This window comes from Flavilitoribacter nigricans DSM 23189 = NBRC 102662, assembly GCF_002646595.1.
Taxonomy (GTDB): Bacteria; Bacteroidota; Bacteroidia; order Chitinophagales; family Saprospiraceae; genus Flavilitoribacter; species Flavilitoribacter nigricans.
Genome location: NZ_PDUD01000031.1, coordinates 101016 through 116445 on the forward strand (window position 1 = coordinate 101016; position 15430 = coordinate 116445).

General features: G+C 53.7%; 12 protein-coding genes. 3 read left to right on the forward strand and 9 right to left on the reverse strand.

Translation table 11 applies throughout. The annotated features are described in order from the left end of the window. Nucleotides 1-31: 31 nt before the first annotated feature. Nucleotides 32-1165: a DNA alkylation repair protein gene (locus CRP01_RS26395; protein WP_099153116.1), complete on the forward strand. Its 1134-nt coding sequence runs from the start codon at nucleotides 32-34 to the stop codon at nucleotides 1163-1165. Nucleotides 1166-1206: 41 nt separating this feature from the next. Here CRP01_RS26395 and CRP01_RS26400 read toward each other — a convergent pair whose 3' ends face one another. The 9 genes from CRP01_RS26400 to CRP01_RS26440 form a co-directional block, all read right to left on the reverse strand. Then, on the reverse strand, nucleotides 1207-2157 hold the full coding sequence (locus CRP01_RS26400) for a C45 family autoproteolytic acyltransferase/hydolase (protein ID WP_099153117.1): 951 nt from the start codon (nucleotides 2155-2157) through the stop codon (nucleotides 1207-1209). 108 nt (nucleotides 2158-2265) lie between these two features. Continuing rightward, complete coding sequence (locus CRP01_RS26405) at nucleotides 2266-2658, reverse strand: hypothetical protein (RefSeq protein ID WP_099153118.1); 393 nt, start codon at nucleotides 2656-2658, stop codon at nucleotides 2266-2268. 70 nt (nucleotides 2659-2728) lie between these two features. Beyond that, nucleotides 2729-3121 (reverse strand): hypothetical protein, encoded by a 393-nt coding sequence (locus tag CRP01_RS26410; protein ID WP_099153119.1) that lies wholly within the window; start codon nucleotides 3119-3121, stop codon nucleotides 2729-2731. A 198-nt stretch (nucleotides 3122-3319) separates the two neighbouring features. Then, nucleotides 3320-5737 (reverse strand): TonB-dependent receptor, encoded by a 2418-nt coding sequence (locus CRP01_RS26415; protein WP_170110549.1) that lies wholly within the window; start codon nucleotides 5735-5737, stop codon nucleotides 3320-3322. Between the two features lie 64 nt (nucleotides 5738-5801). Next, nucleotides 5802-7172, reverse strand: a complete 1371-nt coding sequence (locus CRP01_RS26420) for an HTTM domain-containing protein (RefSeq protein WP_099153121.1) — start codon at nucleotides 7170-7172, stop codon at nucleotides 5802-5804. Between the two features lie 3 nt (nucleotides 7173-7175). Next, the gene (locus CRP01_RS26425) at nucleotides 7176-8573 is read right to left on the reverse strand and encodes a di-heme oxidoreductase family protein (RefSeq protein ID WP_222845818.1); all 1398 of its coding nucleotides are present in this window, start codon (nucleotides 8571-8573) and stop codon (nucleotides 7176-7178) included. A 208-nt stretch (nucleotides 8574-8781) separates the two neighbouring features. Then, complete coding sequence (locus tag CRP01_RS26430) at nucleotides 8782-9945, reverse strand: imelysin family protein (protein ID WP_170110550.1); 1164 nt, start codon at nucleotides 9943-9945, stop codon at nucleotides 8782-8784. Nucleotides 9946-10003: 58 nt separating this feature from the next. After that, complete coding sequence (locus CRP01_RS26435; RefSeq protein WP_099153124.1) at nucleotides 10004-11110, reverse strand: imelysin family protein; 1107 nt, start codon at nucleotides 11108-11110, stop codon at nucleotides 10004-10006. Nucleotides 11111-11193: 83 nt separating this feature from the next. Next, nucleotides 11194-12318: a hypothetical protein gene (locus CRP01_RS26440; RefSeq protein ID WP_099153125.1), complete on the reverse strand. Its 1125-nt coding sequence runs from the start codon at nucleotides 12316-12318 to the stop codon at nucleotides 11194-11196. 339 nt (nucleotides 12319-12657) lie between these two features. Here CRP01_RS26440 and CRP01_RS26445 point away from each other — a divergent pair, with 339 nt between their 5' ends. Together CRP01_RS26445 and CRP01_RS26450 are read left to right on the forward strand one after the other, a co-directional pair. Continuing rightward, on the forward strand, nucleotides 12658-14949 hold the full coding sequence (locus CRP01_RS26445) for a TonB-dependent receptor (protein WP_099153126.1): 2292 nt from the start codon (nucleotides 12658-12660) through the stop codon (nucleotides 14947-14949). After that, nucleotides 14946-15425 carry a thioredoxin family protein gene (locus CRP01_RS26450; protein ID WP_099153127.1) on the forward strand — a complete coding sequence of 160 codons (480 nt, stop codon included), beginning with the start codon at nucleotides 14946-14948 and terminating at the stop codon, nucleotides 15423-15425. The genes CRP01_RS26445 and CRP01_RS26450 overlap by 4 nt, the downstream gene beginning before the upstream one ends. Nucleotides 15426-15430: the final 5 nt, after the last annotated feature.

Below are 15430 nucleotides of genomic sequence, written 5' to 3' on the forward strand. Positions count from 1 at the left end.
TTCCCACGGCCGGTAAAATCATCCGATCGATATGAGTGCCAAAAAACCGGAACCAACGCCGTTTAAACTCAAGGATATCTATTCCGAAGCATTGATCTCCGGTTATGCCCGCCTGGTGCAGCAGATCCATCCGGAATTCCCGGCTTCCGAATTTCAAGATCTGGTATTTAGTCCGGAATGGCAAACTCTGGAACTCAAAGAGCGGATGCGACACATCAGTTCCAGCATGCAGCAAACGCTGCCGCAGGATTATACCGAAGCGGTTTTTATCGTAGTGGAATCTGCGGAGGCGCTGATCCGGGAACACGGAGAGAAAATGGCCTTCGAGTACGGCTTCCTGGCCGATTTTATCGAACGTTTCGGTCTGGATACGCCCGATCTTTCCCTGCCCGCACTGGAGCGGATCACCCGATGGACCAGCGCTGAGTTTGCCGTACGCCCCTACCTGCGCGATTACCCGGAGCGCATGTACGCCCAGATGCAGCGCTGGGCCCGTCATACCAGTCCCTACGTGCGCCGCCTGGCTACGGAAGGGTTTCGCCCCCGGCTGCCCTGGGGTATGGGTATCCCGGTACTCAAAAAGCAACCCGAACTGGTGCTGCCGGTACTGGAACAATTGAAGCAGGATCCCGCCGAGACCGTCCGCCGCTCGGTAGCCAACAATTTAAATGATATTTCCAAAGATCATCCCGATCTGGTGTTGGAGATCGCCGACCGCTGGCTGGGCCATCATCCGGATACGGACTGGATCGTGCGCCACGCCTGCCGGGGCCTGCTCAAAAAAGGACATCCCGCCGCTTTGGAGCTTTTCGGCTTTAACCCGGAGCTGTCCACAGTTACCATCTACGACTTCCGGCACGATGATTCCGTAGCGATCGGCCGGCGGTTCCATTTTGCATTCGGCCTGCGCAACGATGGCCGTCTGGCGAATATGATCCGGCTGGAATACGCCATCGACTACCAAACCCTGAGCGGCAAGATTTCCAAAAAGGTATTTAAGATCAGTGAATTTGAACTCGCAGCGGGTGCCACGAAAGAATTCAGCAAGCAGCAACGCTTCCAGGACTTCACGACTCGCAAACACTATCCCGGCCCCCATAGCTTAAGCATCTTGGTCAACGGGCAGGAACAGATCAGCGGGTCGTTTACTGTACGGCCGGCCTGAATATTGTTTACAATGCTTGCAATACCGTTTCCAGGATAATATCAGGTTTTAATCAGGTCGATCTTTCCGGACCTCACTTCGAAAACCATCTGTTGTACGGTGATGCCCATCATGATACGATCGTCCTGCAGGATCTTCATACAGGCCGCCGCGTGTTCCGGGATCTGGTCGCGCAGCAGTTCCTCCGCACGTTCAAATCTCCCGCAGGAAGTAGCCTGTAGTTCATTGCCCCCGAACGACTCGTTTTTGATCAGCTTGTAATCATTAGTTACCGCAATAAAATCGGAATCCGGACGGCGAACGGCACTTCTTTTGGGCGTTCTTTCGATTACCGCCATTTCTGTGGCCTCCGTTCCCGCCAGCAACAGTAGGCAGTCACTGGCGATGGTGGTGGTTTCCAGTTGTCGTTTCGCCTCCACGTAAGAGTTGGCTCCGGCCAGGACATCGCGCAGCAGAAAAGAAACCGGAGTGGCGATTTCCACCGGATCTTTACTCGACACTGCATTTAGGGTCAGGGAGAAATACCCGGGTTTTACTCCGGAAAGAGCACCGATAAAACCCGGCCATCCAACCGTTTTAAAAATGACCTGTCCATCTTTAGTGAATTCGAAGATCTTCGAGTGTTTACTCAACAGGTTGTTGTCTGTCCACCAATCCAGGTTCCGCGCGTGGAGGATCTGGTCTTCGGTGGCCACCGCAAAGGCCGTACATCCCAGATAGAATTTTAGCGCATCGTAGTATAGATTCGCCAGCAAAACCTCGTCCGGATTATAATCGGAAAGAGCGGCAATGCAATCAATTTCTTCGAGGTATTCTTCAGCGATCAATTCGTGTTTGTATTCGCCGATCTCCGCAAAGAGGAAATCCGCTCCCGCCAGATCATTCAGGTAACACCCCAACAGTGCGTTGAGCTCCGCTTTAAAGTCCGCTAAAAACTGCCACCGTTCCCGGGCGGGCAGATCCAGATTGATCGTGATTATTTCCGGTATCATGCTGTAGGTAATTACGCCAGGACCATCTGATCCAGGCTACAGCCTACCAATTCGTTCCTGCAAGGAATAGTTCCCCGATGCCGTATTTGCTGCCATTGCGTTATAACGCTATCCAATGATCAGCGAGATTACATAGTTCAGGATCGCATGGCGAAAAGGGTAGAACGCAAAGAGCACAAAAAGAATGATCAGGTAGGATTTTAATTTCACCAGCCGTCGCTTCCTGTAATTTCTAAGCCAGCGCCACAGCAGGAAAATCAGGGCCGTGAGGAGTGGTACAAACTGATAGATCAGGCGGGAAACCGGTAGTTCTATGATACGGGAGGCGGTAGACCCCGATCCGAATAAGCTCCAGAAAGTGACCGGAAGAATCAGATACATCATCAGACCCGGCAGCAGTAAGGTAAACACCAGTCGGGGGATTAGATGCAGATAGGATATAGGCGTGTGGATAATAGTATCAAAATCCACACGCCCAGAATGCTCTTCCTGACTTTTCATACGCACGGGTAATTTGCAAAAGTGATTGAATTACCCTTCCGTAAATTGCCATTTGACCACCCTCACCAGCTTATTTGATGATTTTCCGGATCGCGTCGGCCGGAATATCCTGAAAGGTCAGGATGTGAAGATTTTGACCATTGCTGCTGGGGTCCGCTGCGGCTAAAAAATCGATATACCACCGGTGATCCGGAATGCGATCCGTATCGATCACCACAATGCTCCAGTCATCATAGTACCGGAACAGGTCGGCGGTATTGGGCGTCCCGGAAGGGATCGTACAAAAGATCGCATCAATGTCGGCCAATAGTTTGGTACGAGGCATTTTTATTCGAAGTCCTTCCCGTTTTATCCGATCAATTCGCTCATCGGGAGTTGCGTGGAGCAACAGGCCGCTCACGGAAACCGGTTCCAGATCTTCAGTGTATTCCCGCCCGTCCGGGCCGCGATATTTCAATTTCATCACCAGATAGTTGAAGGTTGGCACACAAAGATAGTGGACCGGAGTCGTTGGTTCCCATTCTTTCTGCGGCGCACAGATGATCTTATCGAGAAAGATCTTCTTGTATACGGTCTCACCGGTCTGGATAAGGCCAGCAAAGCGGGGCGGAGTAATTCCACTCCCGGTTTCATACCCAATTGCGGCCGCGCCCCCTTGCCATCAAAGCTCAACCCCCAATGTCACAAAAAAGCTACGGCCTTCCGCCGGGATGATCCCGGGCCCCGGATAGGCCTCCGCCCGGCGGGTAAAGTAGCGGGCGTCGAAAAGGTTGTTACAACTGACTTCCAGCGTCAACAGGCGCCATTTATAGGCAGCCGACAGATCCGCCACCTGGTAGGCAGGGATGATCCCATTCACCGCCGAAGAAGTACGCCGGGCATTAGTGGCATCCGTAAAATGTTCGGCGGTGTAAGCCCAGATAAAGGAGGTCCGAAAATCGCGATGCCGATAGGTCAGGCCGCTGCGTACGGTTACCGGAGGCACGAGTTCTACTTTCCGGTTAAGGATGGACAGATCATCCGTATTGATGTAGCGGGCATCGATCAGAGAAGTATTGATGAAGAGCGACAATTTGTGGTCGGGATCCTGCTTGCGAATAAAATGCCAGAGATCGGCCTCGGCAAACAACTCAAGTCCTAAATTTCGGGCGTCGGCGATGTTGGTTCGCAGGCGGTAATCGTTGTAGAGCGGAGGTTCGCCGGAACGCAGCACCTGCCCGATCCGGTCGCGGTAAGCAACGTAAAAAGCCGTGACATCCGCGTACAGCCAGCCGCCCGTACGGGTGCGCCAGCCCAGGTCCGCCGTAAAACCGCGTTCATCCGTGATATTGGGATCGATCCGACTGTTGGGATTGTCGATTCGCAGATCCGAAAAATTGATCGCCCGGTAATTTTGCGATAGGTTCGCGTAGAATTCGTAACGCTCGGAAGGTTTCCAACTGGCGCCCAGTCCGAATAACAGAAAATCCCGGCGGCGGCTTTCGGTCTCTTCTTCGCGGGTCTCGGCTACCAGATTACCGGCCGCATCGTATACCCGCTGGTTGTAATAACCTTCCGCCTGGGTGTGGATATATTCGTAACGAATACCGGGGGTCAGGCTCCACTTATTTCCCAATCGGAAAATGTGTTCGGCGAAAGCCGCGTAGTTGGTATTCGGGAAGGTGTAATCGGATTTGCCCACGTTTTCCGGGTCGAGAAAATAAAAATCCGGACCACTGCCGTTGTTGCCCTCTCCCTGCCGGGCGGTCGTATAGCCTTTGTACAGACGAATGCCCGCAACGAAGGTGTGATCCTGTCCGCCCATACGGTAACGGTGCAGCAGGCGCGTTTCGTTACCCATATTTTCGAAGGTACCTTCGATCAGATCCCGGTTCTCTCCGAAATCCGTAACGTTGATCGGGGCAAGTACGCCGAGTGATCTCCGGCTCGCCAGCAGGCCGAAGTTGCGGATATTGATCCGCGTCCGGTCCGACAGGCGGTAATCCAGGGTCAGGGCCAGGAGGTTCCAGTCTACCTTAAACCAGTTCCGCTCCCGGTAAGAGGCCCGGGCATCCCGTTCGAAAAGGGCATCGGTAAGTCCGCCGGCCTGCTGGGCCAGATAACTCATCCGTGTCATTTCCAGGCCGATGTCCCAGCGATTGGAAGGTTTCCAGGAGAGGGAGGCAAAGGCGTTGTGCATTTGGAACTCACTGTTCGGACGCCAGCCGTCTCCCTGTTTGTACTGGTAGTAACCAAAATAGGAGAATTTGCCGTCCGCCAGGGTGCCGGCCAGTTGATTATAGGAACCCAGAAATCCGAAGGAGCCGGCCGTCTGGCGAGTGACCAGACTGATCTTCCGGTCCGCCGGTGGTTTTTTGAAAACAAAATTCAGCATACCGCCAAATTGGGTACCGTACTGTAGAGAGGCCGCTCCGCGTACTACCTGGATGCGGTCCAGCGCTTCGGTGGGCGGTGTGTAGTAGCTTTCGGGGTATCCCAGGGCATCGGCGCTGATGTCGTATCCATTCTGCCGGGTATTGAAGTTGGCCGTGCGGTTAGGGCTCAGTCCCCGGCCGCCGATCCCCAGTTGCAGGCCGGCACCGTCGCTTTCCCAGATGTTCAGTCCCGCTACCCGGCCGTAGACCTGCCGGGGGTTGTTGGCCGCCAGATTGGCCGCCAGGTCACGCAGTACCACTACTTCACTTTTTTTTCCCTCATAAATAGCCACGCCTTCGACGGCCCGCAGCCGGGCCATCCCAAAACTCTCTTCTTCTTCGGCCCGGACACTCACCTCGGTCAGTAACTGGGCTTCGTCTTCCAGCCTGATCTTCAGCTCTTTTTTTTGCCCGCCCGTGCGGATGCTTTCGCTATGGGTTGTTTTTCCGGTATAACTGACTTCGAGCAGAAATTCTCCCTCCGGCAGATCGCTGATTATAAAAAAACCGGATGCATCGGTGATGGTCCGCCGATCCAGTTCGGGAATACTGATGTGGGCCCCAATGAGGGGGAAATTATCGGCCTGATCCAATACGTGGCCGCTAATCGTAGCGGTCTGGCCCTGCAAACCGAAGGTGATTCCCATGACTAACAGACCGCTCAAAGCCCATGCTTTAGAACCGCCTATCGTAGGTTGAGAAACCATTTTTATGATACGTAGTAATCCGTTATTGCTCATCGTCAACTGATTTGTCATACGGTAAAATCCATTTTTTAGGGGCCCAGCTGTCTTCCACGGTCGTCAGATCCAGATTGGGATCCACCAGCAACTGACTGGGCCGGGCGTTCAGCGTGACGTATACTTCGGCGCGAACCCGGGGATCCCTCATCCCATTTTCTTTATAATGTGCTTCCAGAAAATGCGCATACTGCAAGATCATATCCGGCTGCATCGCCATTTGCTTCTCCTGGTGGTCGGACAGAAAGTCTTCATTGAAAACTATGCCTTCCCTCCCCCCGGCACCATCCCGAACGTAAAAGGTAGCCGTGCCGGCTTTCTCCATCAGCATTACCCGCCAGCCGAAACGGTATCCTTCCTCCGTCCAGAACATATTGCCGGGATACAGGAGGTAGCGCCAGGGAAACAACAACTGCAGCGCGAAATGCGCTACGAGCAGATAGAAGGTCCAGGAAGCGATGCGGCGGGGTGACGCCGCTTTTTGCACGCTTATTTTCACCGGCCATCCTTGTTCGAGGAATCGCAATAATCGCTCGTGAAACTTTTCGGAAAAGAAGATCCAGGTTGCACCGATCATAACGATCGGGAAAACACCGATCTGGAACATCATACCGGTCAGGCCGTGAAAAATGATCACGCTCAGATAGGCCAGCACGCGGGTAGGTCGCCAGCTCAGCCAAAAAACAATAGTCGCATCGTACAACATTCCGATCCAGCTGAATATCCAGGGCGTGTATTCCCAGCGGAACAGGGGCCCTACCAAGGGCAGATTATCGTTGGCCGGTACCCAGATCTTCAGGGGCAGGGCAGCAATCAGCCAGTCGTAATTAATCTTGGCCAGTCCGGCGTAGATGTATACGATCCCGATCTGCCACTTAAAGATCAGTATCGTCCAGCGCGCCGTCTGCAATTGTCGGAGCTCCGGTTTCCGCCAGCAATCCACCGAAAAGCGGCGGTGAGCCGGCACCAGGATCAACAAAAAAGCGGCAATGCTGACGAAGTAATAGTGATTGAGGTAGTAGGTCAGGTCGATCAGCCACGCGTAGGTGAAGGTCAGAAAAAAGACGCCGGCCGATAGCCGGTAAAATAAACCCAGCCAAACCCCAATGGCCCCCAGCAACATGAGGGCGTGCAACAGATACATGGCTTCCGGCAGTAACAATTGTATCCATTCGAAACCGAAATATTTAAAAGTGACCTGCGTATCGATAAAGTGCTCCTCAATCCAGCCGAGATACCAGAACCGCAGCGTACTAAATACCATCACCGCCCCGAAAACCAGCCGGAAGGTCACCAGCGGTGCGATGGAAACCGGCTTGCTCAGCCAGTCGGTGATGGTATGCAGACGCTCGTTGGTCATATCTTACAGGCTTTCGAGAAAGCGGATCAGGGCTTCCCGTTCCGATGCAGCTAATTGTGTGAAGGCCTTTTGGGCGGCCTCAGCCTCTCCTCCGTGCCAGAGAATGGCTTCCTCCAGATTGCGGGCCCGTCCGTCGTGTAGCAGAGTGGTATGTCCGTTAACCGTAGCGATCAGACCGATGCCCCACAGCGGCGGCGTACGCCACTCAGTACCAGAAGCCAGAAAATCCGGCCGGTTGTCGGCCAGTCCGGGGCCCATATCGTGCAGCAGCAGATCCGTGTAGGGATAGATCGTCTGGTTGTTCAGGGCCGGTATCGGTCCGTTGGCAGCCGTTTCCATTTTCGGCTGGTGGCAGGTGGCACACTGCAATTGATGGAACATGGCTTTTCCCTGCAGGACCTGCGCATCATCCACATTACGGCGGCCGGGTACCGCCAGGGTTTCCAGGTAACGCACTACGCGATCAAGTTGATCATCCGATAATTCCGGCTCGCCGCCGTTGGGTACGTCCTGCAACGCTTCCCGCTGGGTGTCCGTCAGATGATCCTGGGGGTTGATGGAAGAAGTGATCCCGATATCTCCGTTGAAGGCATCGGCCGTTTGTTGCCGCAGGTGCGGTTGGTTGGCTTTCCAGCCAAATCGGCCCAAAGCGACCGACTGTTTGACTTTATCCCACACGTAATTCGGCCGGCCGGAAATTCCGTCGCCATCGGCATCCTGCTCATCGGCCAGGGCCAGGATGTTACTTTCGGGTATATTCTCCAGCAGCCCCAGTCCGGGGATCTGCTGGGCGATACGGGGAGAGAAGTGCAGGTCCGCCGCAAAATCACCGAAGCGAAGATCGTAAAACTCGTAATCGGGTTCCCGGAGCGTATATATGCTGCCGTCGGCGTAGGTCCCACTGATCTCCCGGTAGTTTACGTGTACCGAAGCTTCCTGCCGGACGCCCAGGATGGCTTTATCCTGCAGTTGCAGCCCGTATACCGGATCCCCCAGAGTTTGCCCGTGTTGGCCGGGCGCTGTGACGCTGAGACGAAACAACAAACCGTTCAGCGGCTCGTCCGGACTCAGGGGTGGTTCGGCCCGTCCGTCCTTGAAATGGCAGCTCCCGCAGGAGATCGCATTGAATACCGGCCCGAGCCCGTCCAGGGATTGGACCGAAGCGGGAGCCGTTACCCAATTGGTACGAAACAGGGCATTTCCCGCCACAAAAAGATTCTCATCCTCTCGACTCAGATTTCTGCCCTGCACGCCGAAGGCATTTTCCGAAAAATCAAATGTGGTGAAATTCTCCCCTCCGGAATACTTCTCCCCCGCTTCTGTTTCCAATAGCGGTTCGTCCTTGGTGCAGGCTACCAGGCTCAACAGAATACTCAGGAAGAAAAGGCGCTTTGCCGCCATGATATGCTGCATTTTAAGTTTAACTCTACAGGTCTAAATAATTGCCGTTTAAACGCAAAAAGCGCTAAGGCGCACTCAGCCTTCCGGAAACGGAAAACTTCGATGCTCCTTAGCGTTTTTCGGTGGTTATGTTCTGTGGCAGACCGGTGCGGACTTACCGCTATTTCCGATCTCGCCCGTTGCGAGGGAACAGTTCGAAATCTGGTCTCTAAAACTCCGCCCCCATAGCAAAGCCCATATCCGTCAGCCGGTCGCTCAGTTCGCGCAGGGCTTCCACCGCGTTCAGGATCAGGGTCTCATTGTTGAGGATGGCCTGATCGAACGGGCGGGGAATCGCCTCCACGGCAGTTTCGGCGGCCTGGAAAGCGGCATCTACCGCATCCGCTTTGGTCGCATCCACCAGAGCCGCTTTCTGTGCCAGACTTTCGCCCTGGATGACGTCAGCGGCCGGTCCGGTCCGGGTGTAAATCCCGTAGTACACGTTTTCGATCCCTTCCAGGTTCATCCGGATATCCGTATCCGTGTTGTCGCTGAAACAGGAGTGTTCGTTCTCCTGATCTTTGGAGTCGACGGCTACGAACATGCGCTCCCCGGCCAGTTCGCCTTTACTCAGCTCGCCTAAAGAAGTAAAGATGCGTCCCAGCGCCACGGCATCATCGGTGGCCAGAAAGGCCGTCCGGTACTCCGCCCGGTCGGCCCATTCGTCCCGAACTTCGGCCAGGTGATCCAGCAAAAGATCGGTGACAACCTGCAGGTATTCCGCCCGGCGAGCCTGGTGGTCAGCGGTACCCGTGCCGTCGGTAACATAATCCGTGTACGGGCGTTCGCCGGGCCCGTCGGCACTTAGATCCTGCCCCCAGAGCAGAAATTCGATGGCGTGGTAACCAGTATAGATACTGGTCTCCGAAATGCTTTCGTTCAGGTCCGCCAGGGTAGCTTTATCGATCGTCGGGTAATTCACCGGATCGTTGATGAGACCGGCCGTAGCATTACCGTCCACATAATCGATAAAGTTCTCATCGATCGGCCAGGCATTGATCAGCCCTTCGGGTCCGTTTTCGTCGTCGATCGGACCTCCGTAAAAACGGTAGGCTTCGGTTTGACCGTAAGGGATCCGGGCCACCAGCCACAGGTTTTTAGCACTTTCCAGTCCCTCTGCCGTGGGATTCGCTACAAAATCGTCAATGGCCGTCTTCAGGTCAGCTACTGTCCGGTAACTGTCTTCGTAGGAAGCGTGCACGATCTCGGCGTAATTTTCAAAGACTTCGCGATAGTCGATAGTCAGGTCCTCGTCATCTTTCTGACAAGCAAAAAAACTGACAGTTAACAGAAGCAGGCCAAGCATTCGGCCGGCGGTAAAAGGTGTGTTCATAGTGTAGTGTATTTTGATCGGATGTTCTTGAATTGACGTGTTACCGGAAATACCGGATTTAATCCCCATCCCCACTGTTGAAGGTGATCGCGATGCCCAGCAGAGAAGACATATCACTTTTGAAAAAGCGGATCTGTTTCTGCATTTCGGTATGCAGGGCATCCACAGCCGGGTCATCCTGAGCGGCCAATTCGGAGAAAGCAGGTGTAGCCGGCACCTTGGCCAGCGCCTGCTCTACCGCCGCCCACTGCGCTTCGGTGGATGCGATCAGGGTTGGGCCGCCCTCCACGGCCTGGAGGTATTCGTGAAAGCCGGCACCATCGCCGCCGTTCAGTCCCTTACCGTAATAGATCCGGTCGATGGAGGCCAGATGGGCCTGCAACAGATCCAGTGATCTGCCGGAGTAGTAGGCTTCCACCAGTTGGGGTTCCGCCTGGGTCTGACCGGCCCGTTTTCCCGCGGGTAGCCCTACTTTGAAATTCTTGGCGGCTTCGTAGCTGCGGACAAATTCATTGTACAACTGTGAAGTGCCGGAGCCCACATCCGTACCGTCATTAGCGATGAATTCGGTCTGATAGGTTTCCCAGGCCGTCGCCACCCGATCCACTTCGCCGTACAGGTGATCGATCAGGGCGGCCAGATAGATCCGCCGGTTGTCGTCCTCCAAGGCCTGTAGTACATCTTGAGTATTACCGCTATGCCCAAAAAGCAGATATTCAATGGCCAGGATACCGCGACTGTCCCGATCAAAATTATTCAGCGTGGCATCACCGGCGCTGATGAAATTCTCGATCTTATCGGTATTTACCGGAAAGGTGCCGATCTCTTCGATCAGTCCTTTTCGCAATCCCTCTTCACCGGCCGGGCCGAAATTGAAGCCGTTGGCCGCCTGCCAGGCAATGGCCGTACTCAGCCACTGATCCTGTAGGGCCGCCAGTTTATCTGTATCGGGGGCAGCAACAAATTCCGTCCATCGTCCGGAGAGGGTATTGGTCGCGGCCAGGAGTTCCTCGTAGGCCGGACGGATGACGTTAACCGCATAGTTTTCGAGCATAGCGGCGCGGTCAAAATCCGGTCTTTCGCTCCCCGGATCATCTTTTTTGCAGGCCCAGGCCAGGGTTAGGATCAACAACAGGCCCGGTAAGTAGATCAATGTGCGCTTCATGGTTGGCGGTTTATTGGTAACTCAGATCTTGGATGTTCCAGAAAATTAGACGGTGCCCGGCACCAGCCCTATGTTCGGTTATTTTAGCGTCCCTGCTTGGAGACCCAGTTTTCTTTAAAGTCCTGGATCTGCTGATCGGTGAAGCTGTAAATGGCCTGGATCTTATCGATCGCCTGGGTCATTTTCGGCAGCTCATTCACCGGATCGGTAGCAAAAGTGTAGGAGGCCGGAGCCGCATCGTAGGGTGCATTCAGGGTGAGCAGCAGATCATCGATCTCACTGTCGGTGATCAGCTTTTGCGCCGGGGCGATTTCCCGCCATCCGTGGATAAAACCAATTACTTCACTGTACGCGTGAAGCGCACTGGCCTGATCCGCATCCGTCGGATTGGTGCTACTTAGCTTGGAAATGGCGGAATGGAGGTAGTTGATCGCGGTGGCGAAAATGGCCCGCTCCCAGGTCGTTTTCAAGGCAGCAATGGCGAGACGTTTTTGAGTATCCAGATCATCTCCTATGCGAATAGCTGTTTGCAGGACCTCGAAGTTATTCACCATGATGTAGTACATGCCAAGACCGTCATTTTTGTCCCTGCGGGCGGTATACTTGGCTGAAAAGGTGTCGGGATTATCCACGGAGGAGTTGTCGGAGTTGGAAAAATCCGGATGTGCACCGAAAAGGGCTACTACCCGGTCGGCAGTCGTTTCGTCGTGGCTACCGTCCAGGATCGCCGCCGCGTAGTTATAAAGTGCGGCGGCAAACAGACCTTTTTCTACCATCTGCTCCAGTTCCAGGCCGTATTCATTGAAGAGATAACCTTCGTATACCCCACCTTCTCCGGTAGGCGTACCCGGCGTATAAGTTCCGCCACTGGCCTTGCTCAACTCTTCCAGCCAGCCACCGGCACCTTCGATACGGTTCTGGTAGTAGGTGGTGGAGGTAGAAGCCAGAGAAGGTGTGCCGGCCTGATAGAGACTTAACAGCTGGTTATAATCCACCTGTGTACCGGCGGTACGGCCGTTTTTCATTTCAGAAGCCAATGCTGATAATGCGTTGCGCAGTTCCAGTTCGGCGGCGGCATTGGTCTCAAAATTATCTCCTTCGTAAACGAAGTCGTAATTAATAATGGGTTGAACGTCCTTTTCACAGGCCCCGAAAAGGGCAACGATGATCAGTAGTCCAGACAGTCGGGTGATTTTGTAAATATCCATATACTCCTGCTTATTCTTATTTAGACAAATTCTAAACGCAAAGATAGGACGCCATTCCCGATCCTGAAATCGCTATTTTCTTGATTTTCGCTATACCTAATATTGGCTATCCCTATACCTACCATTCTTACAATTCACTGTAAATCAATCTATTTCATTAGCCTTTTTTCAGCTTTCCCGGCTTATCAACATCCTAATTTCCCATTTCGAACTATCGGATAGGGACTTTCACTAATTGCCACGACCGCTCCCCTTCTTCTATTTCCGAGCTAAAGAATAACTAAAAATATTTTTTAGATTAATCTAAAATTGTATTTTTGAATATCAAACGATTGGCTTATGCACAAACTAATACCTCTCTATATACTCTTATCATGCGGGTCGGGCCTCTACGGACAAAGCGGAAGCGTACGCGGCCAGATCTTTTCCGGTGATCAACCGCTGGAATTCGCGTCTGTCGCTCTGCTTCGTACCAGCTGGGGCAGCATCAGCGATACGGCCGGCTATTTCCTGATCGAAGCGGTTCCCTACGGTGAATACCAGATAGAAGTGAGTATGCTGGGCTTTGTTTCCCGACGCAGATCCATCACCATCGATGCCCAAAACCAGGACGTGACGGTAGACTTTCAACTTGAGCCATCCCAACTGGATCTGGACGAAGTGGTCGTCTCCGGTACGATGAAAACCGTCAGCCGGCTGGATAGCCCGGTGCCCGTAGAAGTCTACCGCGATGATTTTTTCAAGGCTAACCCTACCCCATCGGTTTTTGAATCCCTGCAAAATGTAAATGGAGTACGCCCCCAACTCAACTGCAATGTGTGTAATACCGGAGACATCCACATCAATGGTTTGGAAGGCCCCTATACCATGGTGCTGATCGACGGCATGCCGATCGTCAGTGGCCTTTCTACGGTTTACGGACTTACCGGTATTCCGCAATCGCTGATCGAGCGGGTAGAAGTGGTCAAAGGGCCCGCTTCTACGCTGTACGGATCGGAAGCCGTGGGTGGACTGATCAACATCATTACCCGCAACCCCGGCAGCGCGCCCCAGTTCTCGGCGGATATTTTTGGTACCAGTTGGGGTGAGCTCAATACGGATCTCGGGCTGCGTTTTGGCCTCGGTAAAAAAGCGAGTTCCCTATTGGGCGTGAATTATTTTAACTACCAGCAGCCCATTGATCACAATGGGGACGGCTTTACGGATGTTACCCTGCAGGACCGGATCTCCGTTTTCAACAAATGGAGTATCGACCGTCCGCAGAACCGGACATTCTCCTTCGCCGGACGTTATGTGTACGAAGATCGCTGGGGCGGTGAAATGAACTGGGCCAAACCCTACCGGGGCGGCGACGAAGTGTACGGAGAAAGCATCTATACCAACCGCTGGGAAGCCTTTGGGATCTATCAGTTGCCGACCACGGAGCTGATCAATTTCCAGTTCAGCGCTAACGGTCACGATCAGAATTCGGTCTATGGCAATACCACCTACTTGGCCCAACAGTATATCGGTTTCGGGCAACTGAGCTGGCATAAAGAACTCGGCCTGCGGCACAGCTTTTTATTGGGTACCGCTTTCCGCTACACCTATTACGATGATGACACGCCGGCCACCGCGGCTTTTGAACCGGATGGCGGCGACGGCAATGCGCCCTCGGTCACTTATCTGCCGGGCATTTTCGTGCAGGATGAAATTGCGCTGCATGCGAACCACAAGCTACTCCTCGGCCTGCGTTACGATCACAACAGTCTGCACGGCGGCATCCTGTCGCCGCGGATCAATTACAAATGGAGTTCCAGTGATAAAAAGAGTACCCTGCGGATCAGCGCCGGGAACGGCTACCGGGTAGCGAATGTCTTTACCGAAGACCACGCGGCCCTAACCGGGGCCCGGCAGGTCGTTTTTATCGGTGATCTGCAACCGGAAACCTCCTGGAACGCCAATATTAATGTGGTGAGAAAGATCTTTACCCGTAATAATACGATCATCAGCCTGGACGCCACGGCTTTCTATACCTACTTCAACAACCGGATCATTGCCGACTACGAGACCAACCCCAATCAGATCATTTACGCCAATCTGGACGGCCACGCGATCTCGCGGGGTGTATCGCTGAATGTGGACCTCGCCTTTCCTTCGGGTTTCAATGTGGTGGCCGGACTGACCGGTATGGATGTTTTCGCGGAAGAGAACGGCGTAAAAACCCAACAGATCCTCACCGAGTCCTATTCCGGGGTCTGGAATATCAACTATACTTTTCCTGAACTGGATCTTAAGATCGATTACACGGGCAATGTGTACGGCCCGATGCGCCTGCCCCGGCTCAGTGATACGGACCCACGGGCGGCCGAATCTCCCTGGTGGAGTATTCAAAACCTGCAACTGACCAAAAGCTTCGGAAAAAACTGGGAGATCTACGCCGGAGTGAAGAACCTGCTTAATTTCACCCCTCCCGCCAACAGCATCGCCCGGGCCTTTGATCCCTTCGATCGCGGGGTCACCTTTGATGAACAGGGGCAGGTGGTGGCTACGGCGAATAACCCATACGCCCTCACCTTCGATCCCAGCTATGTATTTGCACCCAATCAGGGGATCAGGGGCTTTCTGGGTTTCAGATATACCGTAAGATGAGCGGGGCGGTAAAAATAGGAAAGACGCTGGTGCTGCTGGTCCTGCTCTGCAGTGGACTACAGCTACACGCCCAGGCGGTGCAATGGACTGCTTTTGCCGATCTGCCGGATAGCCTGCGCCGGGCTCCCAAACCGGTACTGCTGTTCATTCATACGGATTGGTGTAAGTACTGTGCTCTGCAGGATCACAATACCTTTCAAAATGAACAGGTCAGTGAGAAGATCAATGGGAATTTCTATGCGCTTCGCCTCGACGCGGAGTCCCGGGATGCGCTTATCTTTTTGAACCGGAATTACGAAGGCGCACAGGATGGTTACCACGAACTGGCCGAGATGCTCGCCAAAAAAGATGGACAGATCATTTTTCCGACCACGATCCTCCTTTCGGAAAAACTACAACTGCGGGAAAGATGGTGCGGATTTGTCAGTCCAGCGGTGTTGATACCCTACCTACAGGGGCCGCCTGCGGCCCCGTAAGCCCG